At 71.5% G+C, this 13,121-nt stretch carries 11 protein-coding genes; 9 read left to right on the forward strand and 2 right to left on the reverse strand.

Annotated elements, in window-relative coordinates; translation table 11 throughout:
- Positions 1-146 precede the first annotated feature (146 nt).
- The gene (locus ACWEK3_RS27355; RefSeq protein ID WP_453250804.1) at positions 147-1,823 is read right to left on the reverse strand and encodes a hypothetical protein; all 1,677 of its coding nucleotides are present in this window, start codon (positions 1,821-1,823) and stop codon (positions 147-149) included.
- A 316-nt stretch (positions 1,824-2,139) separates the two neighbouring features.
- Here ACWEK3_RS27355 and ACWEK3_RS27360 point away from each other — a divergent pair, with 316 nt between their 5' ends.
- From ACWEK3_RS27360 to ACWEK3_RS27375, 4 genes are all read left to right on the forward strand, one after another.
- The gene (locus ACWEK3_RS27360) at positions 2,140-2,529 is read left to right on the forward strand and encodes a cell division protein SepF (RefSeq protein ID WP_450547383.1); all 390 of its coding nucleotides are present in this window, start codon (positions 2,140-2,142) and stop codon (positions 2,527-2,529) included.
- 74 nt (positions 2,530-2,603) lie between these two features.
- Complete coding sequence (locus tag ACWEK3_RS27365) at positions 2,604-2,999, forward strand: nucleotide pyrophosphohydrolase (RefSeq protein WP_453250805.1); 396 nt, start codon at positions 2,604-2,606, stop codon at positions 2,997-2,999.
- A gap of 181 nt (positions 3,000-3,180) precedes the next feature.
- Complete coding sequence (locus ACWEK3_RS27370; protein WP_453250844.1) at positions 3,181-3,651, forward strand: DUF6099 family protein; 471 nt, start codon at positions 3,181-3,183, stop codon at positions 3,649-3,651.
- 78 nt (positions 3,652-3,729) lie between these two features.
- Positions 3,730-4,653 carry an LLM class F420-dependent oxidoreductase gene (locus ACWEK3_RS27375; protein ID WP_450547381.1) on the forward strand — a complete coding sequence of 308 codons (924 nt, stop codon included), beginning with the start codon at positions 3,730-3,732 and terminating at the stop codon, positions 4,651-4,653.
- Between the two features lie 36 nt (positions 4,654-4,689).
- Here the strand turns inward: ACWEK3_RS27375 and ACWEK3_RS27380 are convergent, their stop codons facing one another.
- Positions 4,690-5,178, reverse strand: coding sequence for an NUDIX hydrolase (locus ACWEK3_RS27380; RefSeq protein WP_453250806.1), 489 nt, complete (start codon positions 5,176-5,178; stop codon positions 4,690-4,692).
- A gap of 280 nt (positions 5,179-5,458) precedes the next feature.
- Here ACWEK3_RS27380 and ACWEK3_RS27385 point away from each other — a divergent pair, with 280 nt between their 5' ends.
- From ACWEK3_RS27385 to ACWEK3_RS27405, 5 genes are all read left to right on the forward strand, one after another.
- The gene (locus ACWEK3_RS27385) at positions 5,459-6,943 is read left to right on the forward strand and encodes a 3' terminal RNA ribose 2'-O-methyltransferase Hen1 (protein ID WP_453250807.1); all 1,485 of its coding nucleotides are present in this window, start codon (positions 5,459-5,461) and stop codon (positions 6,941-6,943) included.
- Positions 6,940-9,498: a polynucleotide kinase-phosphatase gene (locus ACWEK3_RS27390; protein WP_453250808.1), complete on the forward strand. Its 2,559-nt coding sequence runs from the start codon at positions 6,940-6,942 to the stop codon at positions 9,496-9,498. The genes ACWEK3_RS27385 and ACWEK3_RS27390 overlap by 4 nt, the downstream gene beginning before the upstream one ends.
- 163 nt (positions 9,499-9,661) lie before the next feature.
- Positions 9,662-10,891 carry an arginine deiminase gene (locus ACWEK3_RS27395; RefSeq protein ID WP_450547377.1) on the forward strand — a complete coding sequence of 410 codons (1,230 nt, stop codon included), beginning with the start codon at positions 9,662-9,664 and terminating at the stop codon, positions 10,889-10,891.
- Positions 10,892-11,185: 294 nt separating this feature from the next.
- Positions 11,186-11,788 carry a helix-turn-helix domain-containing protein gene (locus ACWEK3_RS27400; RefSeq protein ID WP_453250809.1) on the forward strand — a complete coding sequence of 201 codons (603 nt, stop codon included), beginning with the start codon at positions 11,186-11,188 and terminating at the stop codon, positions 11,786-11,788.
- A 210-nt stretch (positions 11,789-11,998) separates the two neighbouring features.
- Positions 11,999-13,120 carry an ABC transporter substrate-binding protein gene (locus ACWEK3_RS27405; protein ID WP_450540006.1) on the forward strand — a complete coding sequence of 374 codons (1,122 nt, stop codon included), beginning with the start codon at positions 11,999-12,001 and terminating at the stop codon, positions 13,118-13,120.
- Position 13,121 lies beyond the last annotated feature (1 nt).

A 13,121-nucleotide genomic window follows, 5' to 3' on the forward strand; every position in this document is an offset into this window, starting at 1 on the left:
GGCCGACCTGGGGTGATCGAAACATGATGAGGCGAGGCTCGACGCGGTGAACATGCTGGACATCCTGCTGCTGATCGCCGCGCCACCGGCGGTTCGCGGCCGGCGCGAGCGCGCGCGGGGGCCACCGGAAGCGGGCCTCCGCGCGCTCACCCCTTCTTCGGCGCCGTCAGCGAGACATCCTGGCTCGACAGCGTCTGCGGGGTGGCCGTGAACGCGCGCAGACGGATGCGGACATGGGGCCCGGGCACGGGGTACCCCCCGCGGGGCGCCCGCAGTTCGACGCGGGCGGTGGAGTGCCCGGGGATCGTGGCCGGGCCTTTCGCCAGCGACCAGAACCTGCCCATGCCCTTGCCCGTGGTGAGGATGAAGTGGGGCGTGAGGGGGGCGTCGCCGGTGTTGGCGAGCTGGAGGGCCAGCCGGGAGACATGCGTGGCGGAGGATCGCCGCACCGCCGTGACCCGCATGGCAAGCGGCGGCCTGCCCGTCACCGCCACGGTCGCGCTGACCAGCGCGGGGAGGACCAGGAGCCCGACCGCCGCGATCCGGGCCGGGCGCCGGTGCGGCCCCGACAGCGGGCGCGGCCGGGGCTGCCAGGCCCGCGCGAACTCGGAGGCCGGCGCGGTGACGGCGGCCGCGAGCCACAGCGGGGTCATCATCAGGTAGTAGCCGTCCTGGGAGCGCGTCGCCAGGAAGAAGGCGCACCAGGGCAGGACGGTCGCCGCCGGGCCCAGCCGCTGCACGAAGAGCACGAACACGGCCAGCAGGGCCGCGGCGAGAAGCACACTGGCGTGCGAGTACCAGTCCAGGCGGTCGCTGCCGTCGGTGAAGTACAGCGACACGTCCACCAGGCCCTGTCCGTGCAGCACCGCGCCCTGGGTCAGCGGCAGCGCGATGCCGCGCAGCCACTCGCCCGGTTCGCTCGCGATGAAGTACGTGTTGATCAGCAGCCACGCGGTGACGGCGGTCCCGAGCAGCCGGAGCACCACCGACAGGGCCTGCCGGTGGCCCAGTTCGCCGCGGCGCACCGCGTAGATCCCGGCCAGCAGGAACGGCGTCACGAACCATGGGAGTTGCTGTGCCGCGCACGCCGCACCCAGGCACGCGGCCCTGGCCAGTCCGGCCGCGCCGAGCCGTCCGCCCTGCCCGATCCGCGGCCAGCGCACCACCACCGGGATCAGCAGCGCCAGGGCGAGGACCGCCGGATAGCCGAGGCGCCCGTAGGACGGCAGGAGGCCGAAGCCCAGGCACACCATGGTGGCCGCCGAGCGCCACCGCGGCGGCAGCATCCGCCACAGGACGACCGTGCCGACGATCAGCGCGCCCGTGCTCACCGCCGTCGCGGGGGCGCCGCCGTGCCCGAGCCACAGCAGGGGCGCGGTCAGCAGCACCGCCAGCGGGGGGTAGCCGTAGGTGTAGTCGTAGCCGCCGTCAACGGTGGGCGTGAGCGACACGGCGCCGTGGAAGAGCCAGGGCCACGGCTGCCCGTACACCGCGTGTCCCGCGACCAGTTCCCTCGCCGCCTGCGCGGTGAGGACGGCTTCGTCGCGGCCCGCGTGGTTCATGACCCACGTGCACAGGGTGAGCGTCACGGCGGTCAGCAGCACGCACAGGTCCACGCGGGCCAGGGACCTCGTGCGGCGGACCACCAGGGTCAGCACCGCGCAGACCAGGATCGAGGCGTAGCACAGGCAGATGACGCCGGCGACGGGGAGCAGCCGGGACGCGGCCTGCGTCCACACCGCCCGGGTACCGATGAAGAGACTGACGACGGCCAGTAGCGTCAGGACGCGATGCCACTGGGCCGGCGGTTCCGGGGCGGACACCGCCGACAGTGTCCGCCGACCGGGTGCCACCAGCTGCTGTTCTGCCAAGTGCACGACACGCGAACCTAATCGGATCCGGTGAGCGGAGTGCGGCGGGAGGTGAAGAGTCCGGTGTGAGCGCGGTAAGAAGCCTCTTTCGGGCAGGAACCGGTCAACCCGCGCGTCATGGCCGATCCATATGTGTTGAGATGATGTCCCTTTCGGACAGTCTCGCGACCTCCAGTCGCCCACCGTGTCGCTGTTGGGCCGAAAGGGTGACGTCGCGTAAGAATTGGCTGGTGCAGGTGAGGGAAGCGAGTCAGGGCAGGGGGAGCCGGTGAACAGTTACGACGTCACCGATGAGCAGTGGGAGGGGCTTGCCCAGGTCGTTCCGCTGCGCGGCCGCGACGCCTGGCCGTCGGCGGTGAACCACCGTGTGCCTCCGGAGGCGACGACGGAGGCGCGCCGCCGCTTCGTCGTCCTGCGGGTCAATGTGTTCGCGGACGCCCGTGACGTCGCCGAGATCCTGATGGCGGGCATCCCGGTCCTCCTCGACCTGACGGGCGCCGAGGGCGAGGTGGCCAAGCGGGTCCTGGACTTCAGTACCGGCGTCGTCTTCGGACTGGGCAGCGGGATGCACCGCGTCGACCGCAACGTGTTCCTGCTCACGCCACCCGGCACCGAGGTGAGCGGACTCATGCCGGGCGCGGCGGTTCCGGGCGGGTGACCCCGGGGGCCGTGCCCGTGCCGTGAGCCGGGGGCCGCGCCGGTGGCGGCGCCGCGGGTGGTAGACCTGGTGGCGTGACTGAGGAATCCGAGCATCCGGATCTGGCCAGGTTGCAACGGCGGTTGACGGAGTTCGCCGCGGCGCGCGACTGGCAGCCGTACCACACGCCGAAGAACCTGGTCGCCGCGCTCAGCGTGGAGGCCTCCGAACTGGTCGAGATCTTCCAGTGGCTGACCCCGGAGGAGTCGGCCGGCGTCATGGCGGACCCCGAGACCGCGCACCGTGTGCGCGACGAGGTCGCGGACGTCCTCGCGTATCTGCTGCAACTGTGCGAGGTGCTCGGCGTCGATCCGCTGGCGGCGCTGGCGGCGAAGATCGACCGGAACGAGCGGCGGTTTCCGGTGCCGGGGGATTCAGGGGAACCTGGGGGATCGCGGGAATCGGCGGAGCCGGGCGAAGCGGGGGAGTGAAGGGGGAAGCCCCTCCTCCGTTATCACTCTCCGAAATCGTTCATCCGACCGAAACCGATTTGTTGTCCGCAGATTTCCGTCTTCCTCTGGCGTTTCACCCCAAGCGCCTTCACTCTGGGTAGTGAACAAGGGAGTTCGGGCGGACGTGCGATCAGCACGTCGGGACAGACAGGGGCAGCGCATGGACGCGGTGCGGCTCATCCTGGCGAGCAGGCGTGCCCTGGCGGGGAGCGGCGAGGCCCCAGCCATCCTGACCGAGGTGTGGCAGGCACAGGCCCTGGCGCAGGCGATCGGCAGCCGCCTCGCCGTCTCCGGACCACCCGAACTACGGGGTGAAGCGCTGGGGTTGACCGAACTGGCGGGCCGGGGCTGCGGGGTCCTCGACACGCCGGACCTCGATCCGGAGGACTTACGGGCGGCCCGGCTCACCGAACTGGACGACGCCCGGCAGGCGTTGCTGTGCCTGGACGCCCTGCTCGGCGACGCCGGCATCGCGCTCGTCGGTGTCGCGAGTTCGGCCGCCGACGAGGCCACGTACTGGCAGTGCATGGAGGCGATCGACGCGGCGGACGAGGCCCGGGACCGGGTCTGCGAGATGGTGCGGAAACTGGCCGCGCGGGAGGAGGCGCCGCCGGAGCGGGAGGCGATTTGACCCGACCGGGGGCGGAGGGCGGCGGGCCCCGGTGAGGTCCGTGCGCCGGTGGGCCCGCCGGCGTGCAGGATGGTGGGCATGGATCTTCGCATCTTCACCGAGCCCCAGCAGGGGGCGACCTACGACACCTTGCTCACCGTGGCGAAGGCCACCGAGGACCTGGGGTTCGACGCCTTCTTCCGCTCCGACCATTTCCTCCACATGGGCGACGTGGACGGCCTGCCCGGACCCACCGACGCCTGGATCACGCTGGCCGGACTCGCCCGCGAGACCAAGCGCATCCGGCTCGGCACGCTGATGACGGCCGCCACCTTCCGGCTGCCCGGCGTGCTCGCCGTCCAGGTCGCCCAGGTGGACCGGATGTCCGGCGGCCGGGTCGAACTGGGCCTGGGAGCGGGCTGGTTCGCGGAGGAGCACAAGGCGTACGGCATCCCTTTCCCGAAGGAGAAGTTCGGCCGCCTGGAGGAGCAGCTGGCCATCGTCACGGGGATGTGGGCCACGGAGGCCGGCAAGACCTTCGACTTCCGCGGGACGTACTACGAGCTCACCGGGTCGCCCGCGCTGCCGAAGCCCGCACAGGCGAAGATCCCGGTGCTCGTCGGCGGGCTCGGCGCGATCCGCACGCCGCGCCTCGCCGCCCAGTACGCCGACGAGTTCAACGTCCCGTTCGCCTCCGTCGAGGACAGCGCGCGGCAGATCGGCCGGGTCCGGGCCGCCGCGGAGGCGGCCGGCCGGCGCCCCGACGACCTGACGTACTCCAACGCCCTCGTCGTCTGCGTCGGCCGGGACGACCAGGAGGTCGCCCGCCGTGCCGCCGCGATCGGCCGTGAGGTCGGCGAACTGAAGGCCAACGGCCTGGCCGGATCCCCGGCCGAGGTCGTCGACAAGATCGGCCGTTACGCCGGGGCCGGCGCCGGCCGGATCTACCTCCAGATCCTCGACCTGTCCGACCTGGACCACCTGGAACTGATCTCCAGCCAGGTGCAGTCGCAGCTCTCCTAGAGGTCGGGCGGGCCGCAGGCGCGGGCGGGCCGGGCGTCACGCCCACGGCTCGCCCTCCCGCAGGCACACCACCGAGGCGCTCAGCGCCGCCTCGTGCAGCGCGGTGAGGGTCCGCGCACCGGCGGCGAGCCCTGCGCCGGGCAGATCGGCAGGGGCGAACCAGCCGTGCCGGTCGTGCTCGGCGCTGAGCCGAACGGATGTGTGCGAGCCGTCGGGGAGCGTGCCGCCGTAGAAGAAGCAGTCCAGGACCGGGCCGGTGCCCAGCACGTCCACACGGTGGTCCACGCCGATCAGCCGGGGCACGGGCCCGAGTTCGATGCCCGTCTCCTCGCGCATCTCCCGCAGGGCCGCCGCCCAGGGGTCCTCGCCGTGGTCCAGCATCCCGCCGGGCAGCCACCAACTGCCCGCCCCCGGCTGACCGGAGCCGTAGCGCAGGAGCAGGACGCGGCCGTCGCCGTCCAGCACCACCACACACGCGGCGAGGAGCGCCTGCGGCTGCGTCCTCACCCATTCCTCGCGGGGCATCCACTCCACCACTGATCGCCTCCCGGACGGTCTGGCACCGGCACCCCCACGGCACGGGCTCGGCCCGGCCGAGCCGACGCCGGCTGTCTCGCCTCTTCTCCTGTTCCCGACAACGATGCGCCGGTCGTGGGGAAGTGGGCGGTGAATATTGGAAGGCACAGGTCCGGGCCCCTGTGCGAAGGTGAGTGGGTCGTCCTGCCGAGCCCCCGGGATCACCGTCCTCGGGGGCTTTGGCGTACACGGCACCGCAGCCGTCCATCCAGCCGGAGAGGCCCTCCGCATGTTCCTGACCGTCACCACCACCGGCACACCCGAACACCCCGCGACCGACCTGGGATTCCTGCTGCACAAGCACCCGGGCAAGTCCCAGGCGTTCTCCACCTCCTACGGCACCGCGCACGTCCTCTACCCCGAGGCGGACGATCAGCGCTGCACGGCGGCGCTGCTGCTGGAGGTCGACACGGTGGCCCTGGTCCGGCGGGGCAAGGGCAAGGGACGCGGCGGCGCCCCCGACGCGGCGCTCTCGCAGTACGTCAACGACCGCCCCTACGCGGCCTCTTCACTGCTCGCCGTGGCGCTGAGCGCCGTGTTCTCCAGCGCCCTGCGCGGGGTGTGCCACGCGCGGCCCGAACTCCCGGCCCAGCCCCGCCCGTTGCGCATCGAGGTACCGGCGCTTCCGGCCCGCGGCGGCCCCGCCCTCGTACAGCGCCTGTTCGAACCGCTCGGCTGGACGGTCACCGCCGAACCGGTCGCGCTGGACGCGGAGTTCCCCGAGTGGGGCGACTCGCGCTACGTGCGGCTCGTGCTGGAGTCGGAGGCGGTGACCCTTGCCCAGGCCCTGCGCCACCTCTACGTCCTGCTCCCCGTCCTCGACGACGCCAAGCACTACTGGGTCGCCCCCGACGAGGTCGACAAGCTGCTCCGGGCGGGCGAGGGCTGGCTGCCCGACCACCCGGAGCAGAAGCTGATCACCAGTCGCTACCTCTCGCGCCGCTGGTCCCTGACCCGGGAGGCGATGGAGCGGCTGGAGCTGGTGCGGCTGGCCGAGGCCGACGACAGCGGGGTCGATGAGCTCGACAACGCCGTGGCGGCGGAGACCGAGACCGAGGAGAAGCCGACGCCGCTGGCCGTGCGGCGGCGGGACGCGATCGTCGCGGCGCTGCACGAGAGCGGTGCCGCCCGGGTCCTCGACCTCGGTTGCGGGCAGGGCCAGTTGGTGCAGGCGCTGTTGCGGGACGCGCGGTTCACCGAGATCGTCGGTGTCGACGTGTCGGTACGGGCCCTCACCATCGCCGCCCGGCGGCTGAAGCTGGACCGGATGGGGGAGCGGCAGGCCGCCCGCGTCACGCTCCGGCAGGGCTCGCTCGTCTACACCGACAAGCGGCTCAAGGGCTACGACGCCGCCGTGCTCAGCGAGGTGATCGAGCACCTCGACCTGCCCCGGCTGCCCGCCCTGGAGTACGCGGTGTTCGGCGCTGCACGCCCCCGCACCGTCCTCGTGACCACCCCTAACGTCGAGTACAACGTCCGCTGGGAGACCCTCCCCGCCGGGCACGCCCGGCACGGCGACCACCGCTTCGAGTGGACCCGTGAGGAGTTCGGCCAGTGGGCGCACACCGTGGCCGAACGCCACGGCTACGACATCGAGTTCCGTCCCATCGGCCCCGACGACCCCGAGGTCGGACCGCCCACCCAGATGGCCGTGTTCACCCTCGGGACCACCAAGGACAGCACAGACAACGAGAAGGAGGCGAAGGCGGCATGACCGAGACACAGACCCCCACCCCCACACCACGAGGACGCGTCCTGCCCGTGACCGACCTCTCCCTCGTCGTGCTCGTCGGCGCCTCCGGCTCGGGCAAGTCCACCTTCGCCCGGCGCCACTTCAAGCCCACCGAGGTCCTCTCCTCGGACTTCTGCCGCGGCCTGGTCTCCGACGACGAGAACGACCAGGGCGCCACCCGCGACGCCTTCGACGTGCTGCACTACATCGCCGGCAAGCGGCTGGCGGCCGGCCGCCGTACCGTCGTCGACGCCACCAGCGTGCAGCAGGACGCGCGGCGCCAGTTGATCGACCTGGCGAAGAGCCACGACGTGCTGCCCATCGCCATCGTGCTCGACGTGCCGGAGGAGGTGTGCGCCGAGCGTAACGCGGCCCGCACCGACCGGTCCGACATGCCGCGCCGGGTGATCAGGCGGCACACCCGCGAACTGAGGCGCTCGCTGCGGCACCTGGAGCGGGAGGGCTTCCGCAAGGTGCACGTGCTGCGCGGAGCCGACGAGGTCGAGAACGCGTCGGTCGTCACCGAGAAGCGCTTCAACGACCTCACCCACCTCACCGGCCCCTTCGACATCATCGGCGACATCCACGGCTGCTCCGCCGAACTGGAGTCGCTGCTGGTCAAGTTGGGCTACACCGACGGGGCGCACCCGGAGGGCCGTACCGCGGTCTTCGTCGGCGACCTGGTCGACCGCGGTCCGGACAGCCCGGGTGTGCTGCGCCGGGTGATGTCCATGGCCGAGGCGGGCAACGCGCTGTGCGTGCCGGGCAACCACGAGAACAAGTACGGGCGCCACCTCAAGGGCCGCAAGGTCCAGGCCACCCACGGACTCGCCGAGACCATCGCGCAGATGGAGGGGGAGAGCGAGGAGTTCAGGGCACGAGTACGGGAGTTCATCGACGGCCTGGTCAGCCACTACGTCCTCGACGGCGGGCGGCTGGTGGTCAGCCACGCGGGTCTGCCGGAGAAGTACCACGGCCGCACCTCGGGCCGGGTGCGCTCGCACGCGCTCTACGGCGACACCACCGGGGAGACGGACGAGTTCGGCCTGCCGGTGCGCTACCCGTGGGCGGAGGACTACCGCGGCCGGGCGGCCGTGGTCTACGGCCACACCCCGGTCCCGGAGGCCACCTGGCTGAACAACACCATCTGCCTGGACACCGGCGCGGTGTTCGGCGGCAAGCTGACCGCGCTGCGCTGGCCGGAGCGGGAGCTGGTCGACGTACCGGCCGAGCGGGTCTGGTACGAGCCGGCCAGGCCGCTGCGCACCGAGGCACCCGGCGGGCACGACGGCCGTCCGCTGGACCTCGGTGACGTGCGCGGCCGCCGGGCCGTCGAGACCCGGCACACCGGCCGGGTCGCGGTGCGCGAGGAGAACGCGGCGGCGGCCCTGGAGGTCATGAGCCGCTTCGCCGTCGACCCGCGGCTGCTTCCGTACCTGCCGCCCACCATGGCGCCGACGGCGACTTCGCGGGTCGACGGCTACTTGGAGCACCCGGAGGAGGCGTTCGCCCAGTACCGGGAGGACGGGGTGGACCGGGTCGTGTGCGAGGAGAAGCACATGGGCTCGCGGGCGGTGGCCCTGGTCTGCCGGGACGCGGAGGCGGCGCGCCGGCGGTTCGGAGTGGACGGCCCGACCGGTTCCCTCTACACCCGCACCGGCCGCCCCTTCTTCGACGACCCGTCGGTCACCGAGGAGATACTCGGCCGGCTGCGCACGGCGGTCACCGAGGCCGGCCTGTGGGCGGACCTCGACACCGACTGGCTGCTGCTCGACTGCGAGCTGATGCCGTGGTCGCTGAAGGCCTCCGGGCTTCTGCGCTCGCAGTACGCGGCGGTCGGCGCGGCCTCCGGCGCGGTGTTCCCGGACGCGCTGTCCGCCCTGGAGGGCGCCGCGGCGCGCGGTGTCGACGTGACGGACCTGCTGGGCCGTCAGCGGGAACGGGCCGCCGACGCGGCCGCGTTCACGGCCGCCTACCGCCGCTACTGCTGGCAGACCGACGGCCTGGACGGCGTCCGCCTGGCACCGTTCCAGATCCTCGCCGCGCGGGGCCGCAGCCTGGCCGGACTGCCGCACGACGGGCAACTGGCGCTGATCGACCGGCTCGTGAAGCACGACGCCACCGGTCTGCTGCAGACGACCCGCCGGCTGTACGTCGACGTGGCCGACCCGGAGTCGGTGCGGGCGGGCGTCGACTGGTGGCTGGAGATGACGGGCCGCGGCGGCGAGGGCATGGTCGTCAAGCCGCTGGGCGCTCTGGTGCGCGGCAAGGAGGGGCGTCTGGTGCAGCCCGGCATCAAGTGCCGGGGCCGGGAGTACCTGCGGATCATCTACGGTCCCGAGTACACCCGCCCGGACAACCTCGCCCGCCTGCGTGGGCGCTTCCTCAACCACAAGCGCTCCCTCGCGATCCGCGAGTACGCCCTCGGTCTGGAGGCCCTGGACCGCCTGGCCGACGGCGAACCGCTGTGGCGCGTGCACGAGGCGGTGTTCGGCGTGCTGGCGCTGGAGTCGGAGCCGGTGGACCCCCGACTGTGAGGGGGCCTTCCGCCGGGGCCCGGGGGATCGCTCCCGGGCACCGGCGGTCCCGCCTTCCGAGTGCCGTGGGAGTTCCTTCCTTTCGTCAAGATGACGAAAAATGGAGGCCGTGGAAACAGGCGCGCGGAGGGTGAAACCGGCCGCCGTTGGCCAGGATGGAGGCATGGGATTCCATGTCGACTCCGAGGCCGGGCGGCTGCGCCGCGTCATCCTGCACCGGCCCGATCTCGAGCTCAAAAGGCTCACCCCCAGCAACAAGGACGCCCTCCTCTTCGACGATGTGCTGTGGGTGCGCCGGGCGCGTGCCGAGCACGACGGGTTCGCCGACGTGCTGCGCGACCGCGGGGTCGCCGTGCACCTCTTCGGCGATCTGCTGACCGAGGCGATGGAGATCCCGTCGGCCCGCTCGCTCGTCCTGGACCGCGTCTTCGACGAGAAGGAGTACGGGCCGCTCGCCACTGATCACCTGCGGGCCGCCTTCGAGACCCTGCCCGCCACCGAACTGGTCGAGGTGCTCGTCGGCGGCATGACCAAGCGGGAGTTCCTGGCCGCCCACGAGGAGCCGACGTCCGTGCGCTTCCACGCCATGGAACTGGACGACTTCCTGCTCGGCCCACTTCCCAACCACCTCTTCACCCGCGACACCTCCGCCTGGATCTACGACGGCGTGTCGATCAACGCCATGCGCTGGCCCGCCCGGCAGCGCGAGACCGTCCACTTCGAGGCGATCTACCGCTACCACCCCCTGTTCCGGGGCGAGACGTTCCATCTGTGGTCCGAGGGGCAGGCCGACTACCCGTCCACCATCGAGGGCGGGGACGTGCTCGTGATCGGCAACGGCGCCGTGCTCATCGGCATGAGCGAGCGGACCACGCCCCAGGCCGTCGAGATGCTCGCGCACAAGCTTTTCGCCGCCGGATCGGCCCGGACGATCGTCGCGCTCGACATGCCCAAGCGGAGGGCCGTGATGCACCTCGACACCGTGATGACCATGATCGACGGCGACACCTTCACCCAGTACGCCGGGCTCGGCATGCTCCGCTCGTACACCATCGAACCGGGCTCCGAGGACAAGGAGTTGAAGGTCACCGACCATCCGGCGGAGCATATGCACCGCGCGATCGCGGCCGCGCTGGGGCTGAGTGAGATCCGGGTCCTGACCGCCACCCAGGACGTGCACGCGGCCGAGCGTGAGCAGTGGGACGACGGCTGCAACGTCCTCGCCGTCGAACCCGGCGTCGTCGTCGCCTACGAGCGCAACGTCACCACCAACACCCATCTGCGCAAGCAGGGCATCGAGGTCATCGAGATCCCCGGCAGCGAACTGGGCCGGGGCCGCGGCGGCCCGCGCTGCATGAGCTGCCCGGTCGAGCGGGACGCCGTCGTGGGCTAGTGCCCCGACAGACAACGTTCGCCCCGTCGCGACGCCCGGCACGCCCTCTCGCCGCACCGGCCGAAAGCCCAAGTACGTCCAGTACGAGTGCTTCCGGCCGGCACGCCGATAGCACGCACCGGACGCCGCTCCTTCACGGGCAAACGTTGCCTGCCGCGGCACTAGCTCGACACCCGGGTGATCACGTTCCGGTGACGGCATGGGGAGGGTCTTGTCTCGCGGATCACCTCGGCGTACGGTCCGTATCACCCCAGCGAACAAAGTGTTCGCTGAAGACGTATCAGGTGTTCGCTCATGGCTGATCGTTCGTTGCCGGACCCCTCCGGTGGTGCCACCGACGGTGCCACCGACGCGGCACTGGGGGACCGCATCCGGGAGTACCGGATGATGCGGCGGATGTCGCTGCGCGCCCTGGGGGAGGCGGCGCAGGCCAGCCCCGGGTTCCTCAGCCAGCTGGAACGCGGACAGGTGAACTGCTCCATCGGCATGCTGCGGCGGATCGCCGTGGCGCTCGGTCTGACCGTGGCCGACCTCTTCGACCAGGACGGCCGGCCCGGTCCGAGAGCGGTGCGGCGGGCCGACCGGCCGATGCTGCACACCGCTCCGGGCAGCCGAAAATTCCTCATCTCACAGCGCCCGCTCAGTCATCTGGAGGTGTACGCGGGCGAGTTCGACCCAGGGGCCTCCACCGGTGACGACGCCTACACCCATGGCGACTCCCAGGAGATCCTCCTGGTGATCAGCGGCGCGGTACGGATCGAACTCGACGGCCGGGCCCACGACCTGGAGGCCGGCGACAGCATCGAATACCGCTCCTCGGTGCCGCACCGCGTGGTCAACCGCCACGAAGAGCCCGCCGAGATCCTCTGGATCATCAGTCCGCCAACCCCGGACTGACCCCGCCCCACCCGCACCCCGCCCCACCCGCACCCTTCATCGCCCGCAATCCCTTCCCACTCCTGCCCGCGGCGCGGTCGCACCCACCTCACCGTGCCTCCGCCGCGCGGCGCACCGCCGCGCCCTGTCCGCGCGGGCTCGCCGCCGTGCGCCTTCGCGCCGTGCCCTCTCGGTCCCCTTGTGTCTTCACCGTCCTTCTTGGAGACAGTCATGCCCGGAATGTCCCGCAAAATCATGGGGTGTGCCGCTGCCGCGGGCGCCCTGCTGCTGACCCTCACCGGCTGCGCCGGCACCGGCCCGGCCGCCGCCGACGTCGACCTCGGCCCCGGCCCGGCCGTGGCCGGCCAGGTGAAGAAGGGCGCGCTCGACGGCGTCACCCTCACCTTCGCCTCGTACGGCGGCATCTACCAGGACGGCCAGGAGTCGGCCGCGGTCAAGCCGTTCGCCGCCGAGTCGGGAGCGAAGGTGCTCTCCGACGGCCCCACCGACTACACCAAGGTCAAGGCCCAGGTCGACGCCAAGAACATCACCTGGGACGTGGTGGACGCCGACACCCTCTGGGCCAAGCGCCAGTGCGGCAAGATGTTCATGCCGCTCGACAGCAAGATCGTCGACACCTCCAAACTGCCCAAGGGCACGGAGGACAAGTGCTCCGTGCCGGCCATGAGCTACGGCGTGGTCCTGATGTACGACAAGAAGAAGTTCGGCGACAACCCGCCGAAGGGCTGGGCGGACTTCCTCGACACCAAGAAGTACCCCGGCAAGCGCGCGATTCCCGGCTTCGCGTCGGACGCGGCCCCGGGCGCGCTGGAGGCGGCGCTGATCTCCGACGGGGTCGCTCCCGACCAGCTGTACCCGCTGGACGTCGACCGGGCCCTCAAGAAGCTGACGAGCGTCCGCTCCTCGCTGGTCTTCTGGGACACCGGCGCACGCTCCCAGCAACTGCTGGAGTCCGGCGAGGTCTCCATGGCCATGGTGTGGTCCGGCCGCGCCTACTCGGCGGTCAAGAACGGCGCCCACTTCGCCCCCCAGTGGAACCAGTTCCTGCCGGTCTCCGACTCCCTCGCCGTCCCCATCGGCGCCAAGAACCCCAAGGCGTCCATGGCGCTGATCAACTACTACCTGGGCGTCACCCAGCAGGCCAAGCTCACCGAGCTGACCTCCTACTCGCCGATCAACACCGAAGCCAAGCCCAAGCTCGACACGCTCTCCTCGCAGTACCTGACCACCACCTCCGAGCGGCAGGCCCAGGCACTCAAGGTCGACAACGCCTGGTGGGCGAAGAACCAGGAGCAGATCATCCAGAAGTGGTCCGACTGGCTGGCGCGGTAAC

It is taken from the genome of Streptomyces sp. NPDC004721, assembly GCF_053601495.1.